At 70.2% G+C, this 18,364-nt stretch carries 19 protein-coding genes; 12 read left to right on the top strand and 7 right to left on the bottom strand.

All coding sequences use genetic code 11. The features are described from left to right. Positions 1-18: 18 nt before the first annotated feature. Entirely contained in the window at positions 19-687 is a 669-nt protein-coding gene (locus OG430_RS08090; RefSeq protein ID WP_327351746.1) for a class F sortase, read from the bottom strand. A gap of 391 nt (positions 688-1,078) precedes the next feature. Between OG430_RS08090 and OG430_RS08085 the strand changes: the two genes are divergently transcribed. Next, positions 1,079-1,561, top strand: coding sequence for a hypothetical protein (locus tag OG430_RS08085; RefSeq protein ID WP_327351745.1), 483 nt, complete (start codon positions 1,079-1,081; stop codon positions 1,559-1,561). A gap of 112 nt (positions 1,562-1,673) precedes the next feature. Here the strand turns inward: OG430_RS08085 and OG430_RS08080 are convergent, their stop codons facing one another. The 3 genes from OG430_RS08080 to OG430_RS08070 all read right to left on the bottom strand — a co-directional run bounded on the left by OG430_RS08080 (position 1,674) and on the right by OG430_RS08070 (position 4,033). Continuing rightward, positions 1,674-2,207, bottom strand: a complete 534-nt coding sequence (locus OG430_RS08080; protein WP_327351744.1) for a hypothetical protein — start codon at positions 2,205-2,207, stop codon at positions 1,674-1,676. 222 nt (positions 2,208-2,429) lie between these two features. Next, positions 2,430-3,752 carry an alpha/beta hydrolase-fold protein gene (locus OG430_RS08075; protein ID WP_327351743.1) on the bottom strand — a complete coding sequence of 441 codons (1,323 nt, stop codon included), beginning with the start codon at positions 3,750-3,752 and terminating at the stop codon, positions 2,430-2,432. Between the two features lie 74 nt (positions 3,753-3,826). After that, the gene (locus OG430_RS08070; RefSeq protein ID WP_327351742.1) at positions 3,827-4,033 is read right to left on the bottom strand and encodes a hypothetical protein; all 207 of its coding nucleotides are present in this window, start codon (positions 4,031-4,033) and stop codon (positions 3,827-3,829) included. 254 nt (positions 4,034-4,287) lie between these two features. Between OG430_RS08070 and OG430_RS08065 the strand changes: the two genes are divergently transcribed. The 3 genes from OG430_RS08065 (at position 4,288) to OG430_RS08055 (ending at position 8,513) form a co-directional block, all read left to right on the top strand. After that, a complete protein-coding gene (locus tag OG430_RS08065) occupies positions 4,288-5,247 on the top strand; it encodes an SCO0930 family lipoprotein (protein WP_327351741.1) in 960 nt (319 codons plus the stop codon). 267 nt (positions 5,248-5,514) lie between these two features. Continuing rightward, a complete protein-coding gene (locus OG430_RS08060; protein WP_327351740.1) occupies positions 5,515-6,327 on the top strand; it encodes an SAM-dependent methyltransferase in 813 nt (270 codons plus the stop codon). Beyond that, entirely contained in the window at positions 6,324-8,513 is a 2,190-nt protein-coding gene (locus OG430_RS08055) for a putative bifunctional diguanylate cyclase/phosphodiesterase (RefSeq protein ID WP_327351739.1), read from the top strand. Before OG430_RS08060 ends, OG430_RS08055 begins: the two co-directional genes overlap by 4 nt. A gap of 112 nt (positions 8,514-8,625) precedes the next feature. Here the strand turns inward: OG430_RS08055 and OG430_RS08050 are convergent, their stop codons facing one another. Both OG430_RS08050 and OG430_RS08045 read right to left on the bottom strand, forming a co-directional pair. Beyond that, a complete protein-coding gene (locus tag OG430_RS08050; protein ID WP_327351738.1) occupies positions 8,626-9,438 on the bottom strand; it encodes a putative protein N(5)-glutamine methyltransferase in 813 nt (270 codons plus the stop codon). A gap of 116 nt (positions 9,439-9,554) precedes the next feature. Beyond that, on the bottom strand, positions 9,555-10,517 hold the full coding sequence (locus OG430_RS08045; RefSeq protein ID WP_327351737.1) for a LysR family transcriptional regulator: 963 nt from the start codon (positions 10,515-10,517) through the stop codon (positions 9,555-9,557). 96 nt (positions 10,518-10,613) lie between these two features. On the opposite strand from OG430_RS08045, the gene OG430_RS08040 reads away from it, so the two are divergent. The 8 genes from OG430_RS08040 (at position 10,614) to OG430_RS08005 (ending at position 17,479) form a co-directional block, all read left to right on the top strand. After that, positions 10,614-11,330 carry a succinate dehydrogenase gene (locus OG430_RS08040; RefSeq protein ID WP_327351736.1) on the top strand — a complete coding sequence of 239 codons (717 nt, stop codon included), beginning with the start codon at positions 10,614-10,616 and terminating at the stop codon, positions 11,328-11,330. 1 nt (position 11,331) lies between these two features. Beyond that, positions 11,332-13,278, top strand: coding sequence for a fumarate reductase/succinate dehydrogenase flavoprotein subunit (locus OG430_RS08035; protein ID WP_327351735.1), 1,947 nt, complete (start codon positions 11,332-11,334; stop codon positions 13,276-13,278). Further along, on the top strand, positions 13,275-14,024 hold the full coding sequence (locus OG430_RS08030) for a succinate dehydrogenase/fumarate reductase iron-sulfur subunit (protein WP_327351734.1): 750 nt from the start codon (positions 13,275-13,277) through the stop codon (positions 14,022-14,024). Before OG430_RS08035 ends, OG430_RS08030 begins: the two co-directional genes overlap by 4 nt. 105 nt (positions 14,025-14,129) lie before the next feature. Then, a complete protein-coding gene (locus OG430_RS08025; RefSeq protein ID WP_327351733.1) occupies positions 14,130-14,855 on the top strand; it encodes a WXG100 family type VII secretion target in 726 nt (241 codons plus the stop codon). Between the two features lie 98 nt (positions 14,856-14,953). Then, positions 14,954-15,655: a hypothetical protein gene (locus tag OG430_RS08020; RefSeq protein ID WP_327351732.1), complete on the top strand. Its 702-nt coding sequence runs from the start codon at positions 14,954-14,956 to the stop codon at positions 15,653-15,655. Continuing rightward, complete coding sequence (locus tag OG430_RS08015; protein WP_327351731.1) at positions 15,652-16,554, top strand: hypothetical protein; 903 nt, start codon at positions 15,652-15,654, stop codon at positions 16,552-16,554. The genes OG430_RS08020 and OG430_RS08015 overlap by 4 nt, the downstream gene beginning before the upstream one ends. 20 nt (positions 16,555-16,574) lie before the next feature. Then, positions 16,575-17,051: a protease inhibitor I42 family protein gene (locus OG430_RS08010; protein ID WP_327351730.1), complete on the top strand. Its 477-nt coding sequence runs from the start codon at positions 16,575-16,577 to the stop codon at positions 17,049-17,051. After that, positions 17,048-17,479: a hypothetical protein gene (locus tag OG430_RS08005; protein ID WP_327351729.1), complete on the top strand. Its 432-nt coding sequence runs from the start codon at positions 17,048-17,050 to the stop codon at positions 17,477-17,479. The genes OG430_RS08010 and OG430_RS08005 overlap by 4 nt, the downstream gene beginning before the upstream one ends. A gap of 15 nt (positions 17,480-17,494) precedes the next feature. On the opposite strand, the gene OG430_RS08000 is transcribed toward OG430_RS08005, so the two are convergent. Next, positions 17,495-18,349, bottom strand: coding sequence for a helix-turn-helix domain-containing protein (locus tag OG430_RS08000; RefSeq protein ID WP_327351728.1), 855 nt, complete (start codon positions 18,347-18,349; stop codon positions 17,495-17,497). Positions 18,350-18,364 lie beyond the last annotated feature (15 nt).

The raw sequence follows: 18,364 nt of genomic DNA, 5'->3' as shown, positions 1-18,364 counted from the left end.
GGGCTTTCGCCCGCCCGGTCAGCGTGTGCTGATCAGGCGGGCGAAGGCCACGACGTTCCCGTCGTAGCCGTCCTTCTTGTTGAATCCGCCGCCGCAGGTGATGACCCGCAATTCCGGTGCACCGGTGGATCCGTAGACCTTGGTGCCGGGGAAATTGGCCTTCTCGAACACCTCGACGCCGTAGATCTCGAATACGGCGGTACGTCCGTCCTTGCGCGTCACCTCGACGCGATTGCCCTTCTTCAGCGCGCCCAGGCCGTAAAAGACCGCGGGGCCCTGCATGTTGTCGACGTGGCCGACCACGACGGCCGTGCCCTTCTCGCCCGGCGACACGGCACCGGTGAACCAGCCGGCCAGATTCGGTGCCTCGGCCGGTGGCGCGTCCACCCAGCCCTCCGCGTCCAGGCCCACGGGCTGGATCGGGGCGTCCACCTGGATCGCCGGGATCTTGACCCGCTCGGCCAGCGAGAACGGCAGCGGCTCGGCGAGCCGCGTGCCGTGCTGGGCCATGTCCAGGAGACGGCTGTCGGCCGCGGCGGCCGACGCGGGCTGCGGGGGACCCACGGCGAATTCACCGGAGCCATTGCGGATCAGGGCGAGACCGGTGAGCAGAACAAGCGCTATGACACCCCAAGGTGCCCGCTTCTTCTGCGGTTCCTCCTCCTGCTCCGGGTGCGACGAAGGCATTCGTAATTCCCCTCTCAACGCGGCATGCGAACCGCGTCCGTTGCGCATGGCAGCACGCTAAGCGCGTGGCGCCCGGCGGGCGACAGAGCGAGGGCGAACGGGTGGCGGGCGACCTCCCCGGGGACCGTCCGCGTACTCGCCGCGGACTCCCCGCGGACTCCGTGCGTACTCCCTGGTGAGCCATCCGAGTTGCAGTCACCAGAAGATTTCTGACGGTCTGTGACCTGCGCGGACACCGCTTTGTGCGCGATCGTCCCGGCGTGTCGGCTCACCAGGACGGACCAGCCCCGAAATGCGGGTCTGCACAAGGCAGCTGAGGGTCGGTCTGGGAGGCGCACTCGCCGATCCTGCCCGGGGGCGTTCCCCGGGGCGTTCTCCCGCGGAGGTCCACATGCGTAACTCACGGGCCCTGGCGGTCACTGTCGCCGCCGGTGCATTCATCGGGCTCGCCGCACCCGCGGCGAGCGCCTGGGACGCCAGCACCATCAGCGTCAGCCCGAGCTATGTCTCCCGTGGCGGCACCGCCACCGTCACGGTGAGCGCCTCGGAGTGCCGGACGGGCGGCCACGTGTCGTCGTCGGCCTTCCCCAACACCCCGGTGAGCTGGAACGGGGGCGCCGCCACCGCCCAGGTCACCGTTCACCACGACGCGTACGTCGGCTCGCACGACGTGAGCGTCACCTGCGCCGGATCCACCATCACCAAGCCGGCCGGCATCACCGTCATCCACGGCGGTGTCCGCGGTGGTCTCGGTGGCAGCTCCGCCACCGGTGCCACGCCCACCGACATGGCGATCGGCGGCACGCTGGTGGCCGCCGCGGTGATCGGCGGCGGGATCTTCTGGCTGCGCCGTCGCGGCGAGGCCAAGGCCTGACGCCACCACAGCACTTCGCCCCGGGATCGATGCGGATCCCGGGGCGAAACGCTGTGTGAACGGCCGTCAGGCGGTGTCGTGAACCGCCGTCGGACGTCGTCGTGAACTGACGTCAGGCGTCGTCCTCCACCGGACGGCGGCGCGCCCAGTAGTAGGCGGAGCCAAGTGCACCGGCGATGAGCGCGGCGCCGAGGCCGAGCTCCCCGAGGTCGAGGTCGCCGAGGCTGCCGCCGAAGCCGGCCCGGACGCCGTGGTGCACCGGCGGGGTGGTGTGGCTGCTGCCGCCGGTCGCGATGGTGAGGTCGGTCGTGCCCTTCTCGCCCTTGCAGTCGAAGGTCACCGTGTACATCGCGCCGGGCTTGGCGTCCCAGTCGACGGTGGCCGTGGAGGCCTGACCCTTCGGGATGGTGACCGTGTCGAAGATCCCCGAGGACGCGGTCGCCGACGAGTCGCAGCCGTCCACCTTGAGCGTGACCTGACCGCCCGCGGCGATCGTCGAGGGCGTGACGCTGAACCCGTACGACGTGATGTTGCCGCCCGAGGTGCCGCCGTCGTCGTTCTCCATGGCCGCGGTCGCGGCGGCGGTGCCGAGTGCGAGTGCGCCGACGGTGGCGATGGCCACGGATGCGCTGGCTATTGCGCGCATGATGTTCCTCCGGGTCCCCGAGGAGCAGCCGCGGACCTCTTCCGCTGACGGCAGGAAATGCACCTCGATGCCCGAAACGCTAGGGAGTGCGCCGTACGGCCGCGATCGCTGTCGTGCGAATGGGGCACGTCGGTACGCCGCACAGGGGAACCGGCGGCGAAGGCGTTTGAGAGCGCGGTCGGTGCGGCGGTGTCCGTCAGGGCCGCGCGTTCTGAGAGGGCGTCAGCGGATCAGGCCCATGGTGCGGGCCAGCCAGGGCACGTTGTTCTGGAAGCCGGGGCGCCACACCTGCCAGCTGTGATTGCCGGGCAGCTCCATGAGCTGGGCCTGCATGCCGGCCTTCTTCGCGGCCTCGTACACCTGGTGCGCCTGTGCCCGGTACGGGTTGTCGTCGGTGCCCGCCACGAACATGCCCGCGGTGTCCGGGAACTTGGTGCGGGCCATCACATCCAGCGGGTTGACCTTCCGGTACGCCGCCTCGTCACCGCCGAACGTCTGCTTGACGGTGTTCTGCAGGCTGCCGTTGGTCGGCTCGGCCTCGCCGGAGATGTCGAGGAAGGCGCCGTACCGCTGCGGGGCGTTGACCGCCATCTGCAGCGAGCAGGTGCCGCCGTTGGACAGGCCCGAGATCGCCCACTGCTTGCGGTCGGTGGCCGTCTGCAGATGGCCGGTGATCCAGGCCGGCACGTCCTCGGCGAGATACGTCTGGATCTTTCCGAGCCGCGAGTCCATGCACAGCGGGTCCTTGAACGGGGTACCCAGCTGGTCGGCGACCACCACCACCGGGGCGAGGCCCTGATGCTGTGCGGCGAACGAATCCATGATGTCGGGCAGCTGGCCCGAGGTGATCCAGTTCTCGGGAGCGCCCGGCTGGCCCGCCATCAGGACCAGGACGGGAAGCTGCGGCCGCGGATTCGCCTGGTAGGCGGGCGGCAGGTAGACGTACGCGTCCTGCGCCTTGAAGCCCGACCTGGTGCCGGGGATCGCGGTCTTGGAGACGGTGCCCTTGCCCGGCATGCCGGCCGGCGCCTTCCACACCTCCGACAGCGTCTTGCCCTCGGGGACGTCGACGACGCCCTCCTTGCCGGTGCCCGTCGCGTCCTTCAGGCTCACGGTGTTCTGGGGGCCCAGCATGGTGCGTACGGTCGGATAGTTGTCGTAGAAGATGTTGGCCTGGTTCATCGCGAACACCGCGGTCAGCAGGCCCGCGAGCAGGGCGCCCGCGCGGCCGCGCCAGCGCAGGAACGGCATCCGCAGCACGGCCAGGACCAGGCCGAGGAACAGGATGCCGATCCAGAACATGATCTCGGTCGGCAGATCGTCGGGGAACGGCTTCCACCAGTCGTTGACGATCACCTTCACCAGGATCGTCAGGAGTGCCGTCACCACGACGCCGATCGGCAGCCAGAGCGTCCACCAACGGCGCCTGCGGGAGATGACCAGGAACGCCAGCGAGGCGCAGCCCAGGATCTTCAGGACGACCGGGACGGCGCCGTCGACCAGCGACCAGTCGAGCGGCCCGGCCGCCCAGGACACCTGCTGCACTCCGGTCCCACCGCCGATCCGTCCGGGTCACCGCGCCTGTCCGCCGGGGGACCACTGTCTGTGATCTGTCCAGGTCACCACTGATGCGCGGGTCCGCCGCGCCACTCCACGAGGTGCGGGTCGTCGAGGGCCGCGTCGGCCTCGTTCAGCCCGGCCCGGCGCAGGAACTCCACCAGCTCGCGGTCGCTGTTCGCGGTGCCCAGCGGCACCCCGCGCACGGCCACCCGCCGCCCTTCCCCCGCCTTGGGCGGAAACACGACGATCGGCGCTTGCCAGGCCATGCGTCCAGGGTGCGTCAGGGCGCCGGAACCCGCAGCTCGGGGGCGTCCATCGGGTCCCGTGGAAGGGCGCCCGCAGGGCCACGGCGCAGGGGCCGCCGGTGCGGGGCGCGAAAAGAATCTCGGGAACGCGTTGAACGCACCCGGTACCCGTTCGCGTACCTAGGGCCATGTGCGGCCCGTCCCGGCGCCGTGACACCGACCGGATCGCCGGAACACCCGGACGACCCGTATCCCAGGAGCAACAGGAGACAACGATGAACACCTGGCGGAGCGCTTCGATCGCGGTGACGGCTGCGGCCCTGTTGGCGCTGACGACGGCGTGCGGTCAGGAGAAGGGATCGGACGCACCGGACGGTCAGTCCGTGGGCAACGCGGCCCCCGCGCAGGACGGCTACGGCTCGGGCGACGGATACGGCTCCGACTCCGGATCCGACGCGGGGGCCGGCGCGGCGAAGGCCGCGGGGCAGCTGGCGGTGTGGGACAGCAAGGAGCTCGGCAAGGTCGTGACGGACAGCGCCGGGTTCACCCTGTACCGCTTCGACAAGGACACCGCGAAGCCGCCCAAGTCGAACTGCGCCGGCGACTGCGCGAAGACCTGGCCCGTGGCGCTCGCCGAAGGAGCGAAGGCCGCCCCCGGTGTGGACGCCGCGCTGATCGGCTCGGTCACCCGCGACGACGGCAGCAAGCAACTCACCATCGCGGGCTGGCCGATGTACCGGTACGCCGAGGACAAGAAGCCCGGCGACGCCAATGGACAGGGCGTGGGCGGCACTTGGTTCGCCGCCGCCCCCGACGGCAAGAAGGCCGCCCCGGGACAGTCCGGCGACGCGGGAGACGGCGAAGCGGCCGACCTGGCCGGTCTTTCGACCCGCAAGGACCCGAAGCTGGGCGAGATCATCGTCGACAAGAACGGAATGACCGTCTACCGGTTCAAGAAGGACTCCGCCTGGCCGATGAAGTCCGCGTGTGTCGGTGAATGCCTCGACAACTGGCCCGTCGTGGAACCGGTCGACAAGAACGACACCGAGGGAATCATCAAGAAGGGATTCGTCACCTTCAACCGGCCCGACGGAATCAAGCAGCAGAGCATCAACTGCTGGCCGGTCTACACCTTCTCCGGCGACAAGAAGCCCGGAGACACCAACGGCCAAGGCGTGGGCGGCACCTGGTACGCCGTGTCCCCGCAGGCAAAGCTGGTCGGCGCGCCCAAGTAGGGCTCCAGCACGGCGCATAAGGAGTGAAACGGTTTCCCGGCGCGTCCGACCTGGTCGGCCCCTCTTCCGCCCCCGTGGAGGAGGGGCCGATCGCTGTGCACGTGCGGCTGCAGGTGCACATGCCAAAGGCAGTGACCGAGAACGGACGGGCAATTTCCGGTTCTGCTCGACCCGTTGGCGAGCGATCAGTAGCCTCTGCTCGAACACTGGCACGTCTAAGCTCGCCGGTGCTCGAATCTGCTCGTACCGGCTTGCTTGGAGAAAATCATGGAGCGCCCCGCCTGGGCCCCTCGCGGCATCGACATCTCGGTGCCCAGTGTGTCCCGAATTTACGACTACTACCTGGGCGGTTCGCACAACTTCGAGTCGGATCGGGAAGCCGCCCGCAAGGCCATGGAATTCATGCCGGGCCTGCCGAAGATCATGCAGACGAACCGCGCCTTCATGCGCAGGGCCGTCCGCTTCGCCGTCGACCAGGGCGTCACGCAGTTCCTGGACATCGGCTCCGGCATCCCGACTTTCGGAAATGTTCATGAAGTCGCGCAGGCCGCGCATCCCGGCGCCCGCGTGGTGTACGTCGACCACGACCCGGTCGCCGTGGCGCACAGCGAGGCCGTGCTCGCGGGACAGAGCGATGCCGCCGTGGTGGCCGGCGACCTGAGGAAGCCCCACGAGATCCTTGCCGCCCCCCAGGTCGGCGAACTCCTCGACCTGGACCGGCCGGTGGCGCTGCTCCTGGTCGCGGTGCTGCACTTCCTCACCGACGCCGACGATCCCTACCGGGCCGTCGGCGAGCTGCGGGACGCGCTCGCGCCCGGCAGCCTGCTCATCTGCACCCATGCCTCGTTCGACGGCATCCCGCTGCCCACCGAGCAGGCCCAGGGCACCGTCGGGGTGTACGAGGACATCCGCAATCCGCTGGTCATGCGCTCGCGCGACGAGGTCGCGCGGTTCTTCGAGGGGTACGAGATGGTGGAGCCCGGCCTTGTTCCTCCGCCGAACTGGCGGCCCGAGACGCCCACGGACCAGGAGGACCCGTTCGCCTTCGCCGGCTATGCGGGTGTGGGGCGCACAGCGTGAGCCCGGAGCCGGACGGCCCAGAGGGAAGACTGCGCAGGTTCGCCACCATATGGAGCCGCGCGGTCTTCCCCGTCACCGCGACGTCCATGACCCGCCCCGAGTTCGAGGAGCTCCTGCTGCCGCTGGCCAGGCGGCTGCGGGACGCCCTCGCGGAGCGGGCCTTCGACGCGGCCGCGGGGCAGGCGGTGGGGCAGGCGCTCGTCGAGCTGCACTGCACGGACCCGGAGGCGCTCAGCGCCACCCTCGACGTCGTCGAGTCCTATCTGGTGCTGTACTGCGGCGACCTGGGCACGCACGACGGCGAACGCGGCGCGGTGGGCGACGACGCGGCGGCCGCCCGGCTCAAGGAGGGCCTCAGGGCCCGCAGTTCGCGGCTGCAGCACGCCGTCGCGGCGGGCTTCGCCGGGGCGTTGCGCCGGCGCACCCTGGCCGAGCAGGAGTCCATCTCGCAGGCGGCGCTGAACGCCCGGCACACGGTGGCCGAGGCCCTGCACGTCAGCGAGGCCAAGTTCCGCGCCATCTTCGAGGGCGCGGCCATCGGCATCGGCATCGCGAAGCTCGACGGCACCATCCTGCAGGTCAACGACACGCTGATGCGGATGTTCCGCGGCGACATGGACAACCACCTCATGCGCCGCAACGTCAGCGACTGGACGCACCCCGACGACGCCCCCCATGTGTGGCGGCTCTACGAGGAGTTGGTCACCGGTGTGCGCGAGCACTACAGCGTCGAGAAGCCGTACTACCGCAGTGACGGCACGGTTCTGTGGACCAACCTGACCGTCTCGCTCCTGCGCGACGCCGACGGCGAGCCGCAGTACCAACTGGCGCTGATGGAGGACACCACCGAGCGCCGGCTGCTCAACCTGCGGCTGCGCTACGAGGCCACGCACGACGCACTCACCGGACTGCCCAACCGGACGCTGTTCTTCGAGCGCCTGGAGAAGGCCCTGGCCGCGGGCGACGGCATGCGGTTCGGCCTGTGCTACCTCGACCTGGACGGCTTCAAGACCATCAACGACAGCCTCGGCCACGCCGCCGGGGACCGCCTGCTCGTGGAGGTCGCCGACCGGCTGCAGGCCTGCGCCACCGCACCCGGCGAGATGGTCGCACGGCTCGGCGGCGACGAGTTCGTCGCGCTCACCACCGGCCTGGACACCCGGCGCGAGGTGGACGAGCTGGCCGGGCGGATCCTCAGCGTCCTGTCCATCCCGATCCGCATCGAGGGCCGCGAGCTCACGGTGCGCGGCTCGATCGGCATCGTGGAGGGCCCGGCCGGCGAGCAGTCGGCGGCGGAGGTGCTGCGCAGCGCCGACATCACGATGTACCGCGCCAAGTCCGCGGGCGGCAACCGCTTCGAGCTCGCCGACCCCGAGGTCGACGCCCGCACCATCACCCGGCACGGCCTCACCACGGCACTGCCCACCGCGCTCGACCGGGGCGAGTTCTTCATCGAGTACCAGCCACTCGTGCATCTCGCCGACGGCAGCGTCAGCGGGGCGGAGGCGCTGGTGCGCTGGTCGCATCCGCAGCACGGCCTGATCGGCCCCGACCGGTTCATCCCGCTCGCCGAGCACACCGGGCTGATCGTGCCGCTCGGGCGGTGGGTCCTCGGTGAGGCGGTGCGGCAGGCGCAGGAGTGGCAGTCGCAGTACGGGGCCGACTCGCCCCTGCGGATCAATGTGAACCTCTCGCCGTGCCAGCTGCACCATCCGCACCTGGTGGCCGACACCGTGGAGACCCTGGAGCGGGTCGGGCTCGATCCGACCGCGCTGTGCCTGGAGGTGACCGAGTCGGCGCTGATCGGGGCCGATGACGATCTGCTCAAGCCGTTGCGCCGGCTCGCCGAGATGGGGGTGGGGATCGCGCTCGACGACTTCGGGACGGGGTATTCGAATCTCGCCAATCTGCGGCGGTTGCCGGTGAGTGTGCTGAAACTGGACCGGTCCTTCACGCAGGGCATGCAGCACTATCCGGCAGACCCGGTCGATCTGAAGATCGTCGAGGGGATCGTGTCCCTCGCGCACAGTCTGGATCTGTCGGTGACCGTGGAGGGGGTGGAGACCGGGGCGCAGGCCGAGCAGTTGCGGGAGTTGGGCTGTGACACGGCTCAGGGCTGGTACTACGCCCGGCCGGGGCCTGCGGATCGGTTGCACTCGCTGGCGTTGGTGGATGCGGTGGGGTGAGTGGGGCGGGGGATTGTTCTCCCCGCCCCGCCCCTTCCCGTAAGGCTGCTGCCGGCTTCAAAAGATTGTCCTCAAACGCCGGACGGGCTGAAGAGATGCCGGACGGGCCGGATCAGTTGGGGCGTGTCCCCGTGATCACTGTCGCGTAGAGGTCCTCGCAGGTCTCGATCCGCGGTACGAGGCCGTCGCCCGCCACGATGTCCGCCGCGAGCCCCGCCTGCTGTTCGCTCGTCTCGAACAGGAGATGGCCGCCCGGTGCCAGCCAGTGCGCCGCCTCCGCCGTGACCCGGCGCAGGACGTCGAGGCCGTCCGAGCCGCCGTCCAGGGCCAGTTGAGCCTCGTGGTCGCGGGCCTCCGGGGGCAGGAACGCGACCTCCGACGTGGGGACGTACGGAACGTTGGCGAGGAGTATGCCGACCCGCCCGCGCAGCGACGCGGGCAGCGGGGCGTACAGGTCGCCCTCGAAGACCCGGCCGCCGAGCCCCGCCACATTGCGCCGGGCGCAGGCCACCGCCGCCGGGTCGAGGTCGGCCGCGTACAGCTCGGCGCGGCCGAGCGAGGAGACCAGGGCCGCGCCCAGTGCGCCCGAGCCGCAGCACAGGTCGACGACGACGGCGTCCGGGGCGGCGAGGGTGGTGGCCCGGTCGATGAGGAACTCGGTGCGGCGGCGCGGGACGAAGACGCCGGGGTCCACCTCGATGCGCAGGCCGCGGAACTCCGCCCAGCCCAGGACGTGTTCGAGGGGGAGGCCGAGGGCGCGGCGCTCCGCCATGGCGGCGAGTTCCCCGGGCGTGCGGGCGGTGGCGAGGAGGAGATCCGCCTCGTCCTCGGCGAATACGCAGCCCGCGGCGCGCAGCCGGACGGTGAGGGCGGCATGGCTGAGCGCGGACGAAGAAGCGGTGAGCGGTGACGGGGTGACCGACATGGGGGCCTTTCGTACTGGCGAAGGGCGCTCCGAAGACGTCAGGAGGTCAGGTCACCTGTACTGACGGGAGAGGCGAGCGCCCGGCTGGAATACCGCGGGAACAGCGGGGATCGGACTCACCTCCTCGGTCGTGCGGCCCGGGTACGTCCGGGTCGTGATTCGGCCACTGTACCCGAGCCCTTCGCGGGGCCCGCGACCGGCTTGAGCAGCATCGACTGCAGCTCCCGTGCGGCCCGCGGCGGCGCCACATCGCTGCGGTGCGCGAGCGCGATCGTGCGGTGCAGGCCCGGTCGGGTCAGCGGCGAGACGCGGAGCCCCGGGCCCGCCCGCTCCGCGACCATCTGCGGCACCACGGCGATGCCGAGCCCGGCCCGCACGAAGCCGAGCACCGCGTCCATCTCGCCGCCCTCCACCGCGAACACCGGCTCGAAGCCCGCGCCTCGGCAGGCGGCGACCGTGAGTTCGCGCAGGTCGTAGCCGTGCCGGAACATCACAAGGCGCTCGCCCTGCAGATCGGCGATGCGGACGGAGGCGCGGCCGCCGCCCGGCGCCGGCTCGTCCGGGGACGACACCACCACCAGGTCCTCGCGCAGCAGCTCGACCGTCGTCAGGGCGGGGGAGGGGGAGGGCAGCGGCAGCACGACGAGCGCCAGGTCCAGGGCGCCGCGGGCGAGTTCGCGTACGAGATCGTGCGAGCCGCCCTCCTCGATCTCGAGCCGGACCCCCGGATAGCGGTCGTGGAAGGCGCGCAGCACCTCGGGGAGGAGCCCCGTGCACAGGCTCGGCGTCGCACCGAGCCGCACCCGCCCCGCCCGCAGCTGCGCCAGCTCCTGCACCTCCAGGCGGGCCGTGTCCGCGTCGGCGAGGATCCGGCGGGCCAGCGGCAGCAGTGCCTCGCCCGCGTCGGTGAGCGCGATGTTGCCCCGGGCGCGGCTGAACAGCTCGGTGCCCAGCTCCCGTTCGAGGGCCCTGATCTGCTGCGACAGGGAGGGCTGGGCGACGTGCACCTGCTCGGCGGCGCGGGTGAAGTGCCGGGTCTCGGCGACCGCCACGAAGTACTGCAGCTGCTGGAATTGCATACACGACAGCCTACGAGGCTCCATAGGCTCTGGCTATGGAAATGAGCTGGATCATGTCTTGGACCAATCGGGACCTTGGCCTCTAGCGTCGGTTGCATGGCTCTGGCGACGCGGACGGATCCGCAGACAGGACGACGGCCGTCCATGGCGCACACGCTGTGGAACTCGACCGTCGGCAAGAAGACCGTGATGGCCGTGAGCGGCCTGATCATGCTGCTGTACCTGGTCGTTCACATGATGGGCAATCTGAAGATCTTCTTCGGTCCGGACGAGTTCAACGGCTACGCCCACTGGCTGCGTGTCGTCGGCGAGCCCTTCATGCACTACGAGTGGACGCTCTGGCTGGTCCGCGTGGTGCTGCTCGCCGCGGTCGTCGCGCATGCGGTGTCCGCGTACCAGCTCAGCCGCCGCGACATCAAGGCGCGGCCCAGCAAGTACGTGCACAAGAAGGCGCGCGCGAGCTATGCGACGCGGACCATGCGCTGGGGCGGGATCATCCTCGGCCTGTTCCTCGTGTGGCACCTGCTCGATCTGACGACCCTGACCGTCAACAACCACGGTGTGCACGGCGAGGCGTACCAGAACGTCGTCGCGACCTTCCACACCTGGTACGGCAACGTCATCTACATCACCGCGATGCTCGCCCTCGGCTTCCACATCCGGCACGGCTTCTGGAGCGCGGCCCAGACCCTCGGCGCCGCAAGCGCCCGCCGTGACCGGGCCCTGAAGCTGACGGCCAACGGCCTCGCGGTGCTGCTGACCGTGGGCTTCGTCTCCGTACCCGTCGCCGTCATGACCGGATTGGTGAGCTGACATGGCTTATTGGGATTACGCGGTCGGCGAGGCCCTCGCCGACGCCTTGGCCCCGGCGGGGCCGGTCGCCGAGCGCTGGGACACCCGGCGCTTCGAGGCCAAGCTGGTCAACCCGGCCAACCGGCGCAAGCACACCGTGATCGTCGTGGGCACCGGGCTCGCGGGCGGCTCGGCGGGCGCCACGCTGGCCGAACAGGGCTACCACGTCGTGCAGTTCTGCTTCTCGGACTCGCCGCGCCGGGCGCACTCGATCGCCGCGCAGGGCGGCATCAACGCCGCGAAGAACTACCGCAACGACGGCGACTCGGTCCACCGCCTCTTCTACGACACGGTCAAGGGCGGCGACTTCCGCGCCCGCGAGTCCAACGTCCACCGGCTCGCGCAGATCTCCGTCGAGATCATCGACCAGTGCGTGGCCCAGGGCGTGCCGTTCGCCCGGGAGTACGGCGGGCTGCTCGACACCCGCTCCTTCGGCGGCGTACAGGTGTCGCGTACGTTCTACGCCCGCGGGCAGACCGGGCAGCAGCTGCTCCTCGGCGCCTATCAGGCGCTGTCGCGTCAAATCGCCGCAGGGAACGTCGAGTTGCACGCCCGCACCGAGATGCTCGACCTGATCGTCGTGGACGGGCGGGCCCGCGGGATCGTCGCCCGGGACCTGGTGACCGGGAAGATCGACACCTACTTCGCGGACGCCGTGGTGCTCGCGACGGGCGGCTACGGCAACGTCTTCTACCTGTCGACGAACGCCATGAACTCCAACGCCACCGCCGTCTGGCGGGCCCACCGGCGCGGCGCCTACTTCGCCAACCCCTGCTTCACGCAGATCCACCCCACCTGCATTCCGCGCACCGGTGACCACCAGTCGAAGCTGACGCTGATGAGCGAGTCGCTGCGCAACGACGGACGGATCTGGGTGCCGAAGGCGCAGGGCGACACCCGGCCGGCGAACGAGATCCCCGAGGACGAGCGGGACTACTACCTGGAGCGGATCTACCCGTCCTTCGGCAACCTGGTCCCGCGCGACATCGCCTCCCGCGCCGCCAAGAACGTGTGCGACGAGGGCAGGGGAGTGGGGCCCGGCGGGCAGGGCGTCTACCTGGACTTCGCCGATGCCATCGGGCGGATGGGCCGGGACAAGGTCGAGGAAAAGTACGGCAACCTCTTCGAGATGTACGAGCGGATCACCGCGGAGAACCCGTACGAGGTGCCGATGCGGATCTATCCGGCCGTGCACTACACGATGGGTGGCCTGTGGGTCGACTACGACCTGGGGACCACCGTGCCGGGCCTGTTCGCGATCGGCGAGGCCAACTTCTCCGACCACGGGGCGAACCGGCTCGGCGCGTCCGCGCTGATGCAGGGCCTCGCGGACGGCTACTTCGTCCTCCCCTCGACGATCAACGACTATCTGGCGCGCAACCCGCACAATGACGAGGTGGGCGCCGAACACCCCGTGGTCCAGGAGGTGTTGGCCGAGACCGAGGACCGGATCAACCTGCTGCTCGCCGTCGACGGCGACCGTACCCCCGACTCCTTCCACCGTGAACTCGGCGAGCTGATGTGGGAGTTCTGCGGCATGGCCCGTACGGAGACGGGGCTGCGCAAGGCCCTGGAGCGCATCCCGCAGATCCGCGAGGAGTTCTGGCGCCGCATCAAGGTCCCGGGCAGCGGCGAGGAGTTCAACCAGTCCCTGGAGAAGGCCAACCGCATCGTCGACTACCTGGAGCTCGCCGAGCTGATGTGCCTCGACGCACTGCACCGCGCCGAGTCCTGCGGCGGCCACTTCCGCGAGGAGTCCCAGACGCCGGACGGCGAGGCGGCACGGCGGGACGAGGAGTTCTCGTACGCGGCGGCCTGGGAGTTCACCGCGACGGGTGCTTCCCCCGTGCTGCACAAGGAAGAGCTGACCTTCGAGTACGTCCACCCCACCCAGCGGAGCTACGCATGAAGCTCAACCTGCGCGTCTGGCGGCAGCGGTCCGCCGATGCCGACGGAGCGATGTCCACGTACGAAGTGGACGGAATCTCCCAGGACATGTCGTTCCTGGAGATGCTCGACACGCTCAACGAAGAGCTGATCGTGAAGGGTGAGGACCCGGTCGCCTTCGACCACGACTGCCGCGAAGGGATCTGCGGGGCCTGCTCGCTCGTCATCAACGGCGACGCCCACGGGCCGGAGCGGACCACGACCTGCCAGCTCCACATGCGGTCCTTCGAGGACGGCGACACCATCGACATCGAACCGTGGCGGGCGGCGGCCTTCCCCGTCATCAAGGACCTGGTCGTCGACCGTTCGTCCTTCGACCGGATCATCCAGGCGGGTGGGTATGTCAGCGCGCCCACCGGGTCCGCGCCCGAGGCGCATGCCACGCCCGTGCCCAAGCCGGACGCGGACTCCGCGTTCGAGCATGCGGAGTGCATCGGGTGCGGGGCGTGTGTGGCGGCCTGTCCGAACGGTTCGGCGATGCTCTTCACGTCGGCGAAGGTCAACCATTTGAATGTGCTGCCGCAGGGGGCGCCCGAGCGGGAGACGCGGGTGCTCGACATGGTGGGGCAGATGGACGCGGAGGGGTTCGGCGGGTGCACGCTCACCGGGGAGTGCGCCACCGCTTGTCCCAAGGGGATTCCGCTGCCGTCCATTGCGGCCATGAACAAGGAGTGGCTGCGGGCGACGCGAAAGGTGTCCCGACGCTGAGGGTTGTGTGAGAGCTGTGAGAGGGCGGTGGTGGGGGTTGTGAACCTGCCGCCGCCCTCTGTAGCTTCCTCCAAGATCATTGCTGTACGGGGGAAGTGGGAAGTCATGCCTGGTCAGGCGGCACAGGACGGGTATCGCGTCCAGAAGGGCGGCATGGCCGCCGAGGCCGACAAGCTCGACAAGGCGGGCGACGACGTCGGTGTCGTCGCGGCCGCGGTCAAGGACACGGCCTGCTACACGCCGGACGCCCTCGGCGGATCGGACTCGGGTCCCGCGTACAACGACTTCGCCGCCAGCTGGCAGGCCGAGGCCGAGACCCTGGAGGCCGCGCTGCATGAACTGGCCGACAAGGTCAGGGTGTCGAGCGCGAACTACCAGGGCGCCGAGCATCAGGCCGTCGCCGGGATGAGCGCGGCCGGGGCCTCGGACGTCGCGCCCATCTCGGCCCCGGCGGACGGTGGTTACCGGACGATGCCCGCTCCTGCCGGCGGCGGAGCCACGGCCATTTCCGCGCCTGTGGGCCGTGACGACTTCTGGTCCGGTCCGACCCCGGCGGGGGACACGCCGCGGCTGGCTCCGGTGGGTCGTGACGATGTCTGGTCGGGTCCGACGCCTGCGGGTGATACGCCTCGACTGCTGCCGGAAGGCGACGGCCCGTACTGGTCCGGTCCGGCACCGGCGGGGGACACGCCTCGGCTGCTGCCCGAGGACGACGGCCCGTACTGGTCCGGTCCGGCACCGGCGGGTGACACGCCCCCGCTTGGCCCGCCGCCGGTGGGGACCAATCCGACGCCCGGTGGCAGGCCCCCGGGGCTCGCCGACTTCGACTGAGTCGTCGCACTCCTCAACTCCCGCCGTGCCGCGCGCTGTTCGCGCGCCCCTGCACTTTCCGCTTCGCTCCGATCCGACATGCCGGAGGCCACCCAGCCATGCCCGACGCAGGCGAATCCACCACCGACCGCCGACAGAAGCTCGCCGGGCTCCATGAGGCGATCTTCGATGCCGGGGACAAGAACACTCTCATCGGGTACATCGACGACTGCCTGAAGATCTCCCCGCCGGTCGGTTCGCCGAGCACCCTCGAGTCCCTGGCCGAGGGGTACCAGAAGCAGCTCCAGTCCGTACGGGACGTGACCGAGCGGATCGAGAAGATCGGCGGAAGCACGCTCCCCGATGTCTGGGTGGGCAGTACGGGCGCCAAGGCCGCCGAGGTGATCATGGCTGCCGGCCGGTCCTCCGAGCAGATGGAGGTGGCCTTCAAGGGCGCGGCCAAAGCGCTGTTCGACCTTGCCGACGTCCTCACCCAGGCACAGGGCATCGACCGGGGCGGGCGCGAGCAGATGCGCGAGGCGCGTTCGATGCTCGGCGGCGAGGACGGCTGGTTCGACGACATGGTGGAGAAGGACGCCGAGGAGGAGGAACGGCTGCGGGCCCGCAGCATCGCCTACGCGGGCGCCAGTCGGATGCACACCGCGGCCGAGAAGGCCGACGACGCCGCCCGGGCGGCCGCCCGCGACCTGAACAAGCTCGCCTCCGAGGCCCGCGCGGGCAAGATGAAGACCGACAACATCTCCGCCGCCGACCGCTTGGTCCTCGCCGACATCGCCGGGCCCGAGGGCCGGCCGAGATGAACGAGCTGCTCACCGCGAACGACCTGGAGCGGTCCGGGCGGGCCATGGAGAAGTTGAGCGCCGCCGACGAGGCGAAGTTCGAGAGGATGCTCGCAGAGTCCAAGTCCCCGCAGGAACGCGCGTACTTGATGAAGGCCTTGGCGGCCGGGTACGACGTCAAGGAGGTCGGGGAGTTCCGGGAAAAGATCCACGGCAAGGATCAGTACTGGTTGCAGGAGCACTTGACTCCGGTGACCACGGCGGGCGACAGCATGAAGGACGAGGGCCTGGCCGATGACGGCCGCGCCAAGAACACGGACGAGCAGATGTTCTACGGCGAGAACTGGTCGCAGGAGGGCAACACCTGCGTCCCGTCGACCGTCGTCACGGGCCGTGCCATGGTCGATCCGGTCTACGCCCTCGAACTCACCGGCGGCCCGTCCGGCCAGGAGAGCGACGACGCGGCCTTCCGCAGTCGGCTGCACGACGAGCAACTGCGGCTGCACGAGGAGGGCGACGGCGACAACGAGTACGACTTCCCCTTCGGCAGCACCCCTGACGGCATGGACAACGACGGCAAGACCACGATCTCCAACAAGGAGATCAGCCCGCACACCGGCAGCGAGTACGAGCTCCAGGAGGTTCGCAGCGCCGACGAGCGCCGCGATGCGCTGCCCGACATCGAGAAGGCCGTGGCCGAGGGCAAGCCGGTGCCGATCGGTGTCGAGGGGAAGGAGGACGGCGACCGCGTCGGTCACTCCATGATGATCGTCGGCCAGGAGGGCGACATGCTCCAGATCTACAACCCCTGGGGCACCACCACGTGGGTCAGCGAGGACGACTTCGTCAACGGCAACATGGGCAAGGCCTCGCGCGGCAGCCTGTCCGACGCCTACGCCGTGCACGTGCCCGCCGAGTGAACACAAGCCCGAGGTCCCCCATGCGCCTTCGTTCCGCCCTCTCCCTCGTCCTGTCCCTGGTGGCACTGACGGCCTTGTCGGGCTGTGGGCTGTTCGGACCCACGACGTACGGGGTCGATGAGCAGTCCATCGAGGTGGACGCGGGCGACGAGTTCGTCTTGTCCCTCCCGGCCAGCCCCTCTCTGGGCGAGAACTGGTTCGTGGCAGAGCCCCGCGCCGACAAGGACGTCGTCAAGCTCCAGAGCCTGGACGAGGATTGGGGGGACGGCGGAGGCAATGACGGCGGAGGGGGCGGAACCCAGTCCTTCACCTTCAAGGCGGGCGAGCCGGGCACAGCGAAGATCAAGATGCTGCACTGCCAACTCGGCAAGTGCAGTACCAAGTTGGGTGCCCCTGCGCCGACGCCCTCACCGGGCGAGTCGCCCTTCCCCGTCGTCACCGGGAAGCCGGGCGAGCACGACCGCGAGTACTACGTCTTCACCGTCACCGTCGGATGACCGTCACTGAGGTCCACATGAATGCCACGCCACGCCCCACCAAGCCCACCAAGACGGACGACGAATCCGCCCTCATCGACCCGGCGATGCTCCTGCGCTACGGCCTGGGCGCCGAAGGCCCGCACCGCACTGTCCTGTTCGGCGACGGCGCGATAGGTGCCGCCGTGGTCCTCGACCGACTCGGCGTCCAGCCCCGCTCGATCGCCTTCCTCGCCAAGGTCGTCCGCAGCGGCGGTGTGCGCTACACGGCCCGGCTTCCCGAGCTGCTCCCGGGCCAGGAGGCCGCGGACCTCGTGCGCGGCTGGCTGGAGTCGGCCGCCACGGTCGCCCGTCCGGTCGAGGGCGACGACGTCACCGCCCGCTGGCTGGAGTCCGTGTCCGAACTGATCGGTCTGCGCCGCACCACCCGCGCCCGCGCCGCACGCTGAGGCGCGCCGCCCGCCTCAACTGCCCACCGCGCGCAACGTCCCCGGCCTGCGCCCGTTCAACCGGTCCAGGGCCGCGGACGTCGCCTCGTCCGCGGGCAGCAGTACCCGCAACCGCTGCCCGTCCGACTCCGGGAGTTCGAGCACCTCGTAGGAGAGGCGGAGTTCCCCCACCTCGGGGTGGACCAAGCGCTCCGCTCCCGACCGCACCGGCACCCGCCTGGCGGAAGCGAGCCGGTCCGTGAAGGCCGCCCCGGCGGTGATCGTCAGCTCCTCGGCGAGGTTGGCCAGGTTGGGGTCCTCCTGGCCGAGGCCGAAGGGGATCGAGGCGACCTGTTCGTCGGCCACCAGCTCCCAGTCGGGATATGCCTCGCGGGCCCGCGGGTCGGTCAGTACGTAGCGGATCAGGCTCGGCGGCGATCCGTCGAGCGCGCCCAGGGGCCCGGCCAGCCGCTCGTATCCGCGGGTGTGGGCGACCGCCTCGCCGAGCCAGTTGACCACCACCGCGGGCGTCGGCTCCAGGCGGTCGAGCAGCGCCCGCACCGTGGGCCGCACCTCCCGCGTGGGCGTCGGTGCGACCGTGCACAGGAAGTGGCCCTCGGCCGACTTCATCAGGTGCCGCAGATGCACCCGGTCGTCCAGGCCGAGCCGCAGCGCGTCGCTGAGCGCGGCCATCACCTGGGCGGACGGACGGCGGTCGCGGCCCTGTTCCAGGCGGGCCAGATACTCCACGCTGATGCCGGCGAGCAGAGCGAGCTCGGAGCGGCGCAGCCCCGGCGTGCGGCGTCGACTGCCGGGCGGCAGGCCCACTTCGGCCGGCGCCAGCCCTTCGCGGCGGGCGCGCAGGAAGGCTCCCAACTGGTTGTCACTCACCCCCAGATGGTACGA

It is taken from the genome of Streptomyces sp. NBC_01304 (assembly GCF_035975855.1).
Taxonomy (GTDB): domain Bacteria; phylum Actinomycetota; class Actinomycetes; order Streptomycetales; family Streptomycetaceae; genus Streptomyces.
This window is presented reverse-complemented; position numbering and strand designations above follow the sequence as displayed.